This is a genomic window from Bradyrhizobium sp. th-b2 (assembly GCF_000426785.1).
Taxonomy (GTDB): domain Bacteria; phylum Pseudomonadota; class Alphaproteobacteria; order Rhizobiales; family Xanthobacteraceae; genus Bradyrhizobium; species Bradyrhizobium septentrionale.
Map to the genome: position 1 here is coordinate 1 of NZ_AUGA01000254.1, position 1,301 is coordinate 1,301.

Annotated in this window: 1 protein-coding gene and 2 pseudogenes; all 3 read right to left on the bottom strand. The window is 57.3% G+C overall.

Annotation, left to right across the window (positions count from 1 at the left end; translation table 11 throughout):
* Positions 1–171 (bottom strand): annotated as a pseudogene (locus K359_RS62945) (ACT domain-containing protein); the annotation flags it as partial.
* A 403-nt stretch (positions 172–574) separates the two neighbouring features.
* Positions 575–694: pseudogene (locus K359_RS66690) on the bottom strand (hypothetical protein); the annotation flags it as partial.
* Positions 695–1,080: 386 nt separating this feature from the next.
* The coding region (locus K359_RS64160; protein WP_029085271.1) for a hypothetical protein at positions 1,081–1,301 on the bottom strand (221 nt) is incomplete at its 5' end.

Consider the following 1,301-nt stretch of genomic DNA (forward strand, 5'->3'; position numbering starts at 1 on the left):
CGGGTCGGCGCGGTGATCTGGGCGCCGAGCAGGTCGGTGACATAGAACACCTCGCGGGCGCGCTCGCCGAAGGTCGCGACATGCGCCGAGGGCGATGTTGAGGTTGAGCTTCGAGATCGCGGTGGTGAGCTGGTAGAGCAGGCCGCGGCGGTCGAGGCCGGAGACCTCGAGGTTGTGAATCGACGCTGAACATTGACCCCGCACTTAGTCCCGATTTCCCACGTGAACCTGATCTGATCGCCGACTTGGATCTGATAGGGGGAGCAGAACCAAGCCAAGGAGAAAATATCCGCCTGCAGGCGCGGCAACTTCTGATAAACGAAAAATATCCAGGGCTGAGCGGATCGATTCTTGAGCAACAGCGAGTATTGCGTTCCTTGAGCTAGCGCGGCGTTCGCCGGCTGCGACGCGCGCTGTTCGTTGGTTAGCTCTTTCTCAGCGTAGCTAATATGGATCGGCATAGGCGTCTCTCCTGATTCTGATCGGCAGCATTGATGATCGCCGATGAGTTACGGTTACATGTGTCGATTTCCCTATCAACAGCGAGAGGTGATAGGTTGACACGCTACCGACGCTAGGTAGCGGATATACGGATCGGAGTTTCGTCAGTCGTGGCTTGGACGAGCCTGATGGCGCGAATAGCATCATCCTTTTTGTGGTAGCTTTCGCCGGAGGTGACGATATTGAGACCATTCCGCGCGTGTAGCTTTCAACGCCATTCCTGGTGCTCGTCTCGGTACAATTCGAAATGCATGTAAGTCTCCGACGATGGTCAATTCGCAGTCTTCAGTCCTTTACCGGAGTGCGTTCGTTCGTCCCTTGGACTAGTCCAAGGGCAGGGACAGCATCAGGTCTTGTGATGGTAGCCTTCACCGGAGCTGGCAATCTTATGGTGATTCCCGCCGTGCAGCGACCAACACCACTCTCGCTTGTCGTCCTGATAGAGGTGGAAATACATCGGTGGTCTCCGGCGATGGTGCGTTCCGCCATACCCATTCGACCACATTCGGTGACCTGCAAAGCCTATGAGAAACGGTAGTTTGCAGCGGATCAGCGGCCGCGCTTACGCCGCTCGCCCGGTTAGCTCGGATAACCAAAGGCGTAGCCGACCAAAGCAAAGACGTGGGGGCCCGCCTTGCAGTTTGCGCTTACAAGAAAGCCAGACGCAGCGAGGCAGGTTTGTGCCGTCGGAGGCAGCAGCGCTAGGATCCGATCCCGATACTTGGTCCACTGCGCCCGCCGACGGGTGACATCGGGACGATCCTGCTCGGCGGCAATCAGCGTCTTTTTTGTAACTGAGC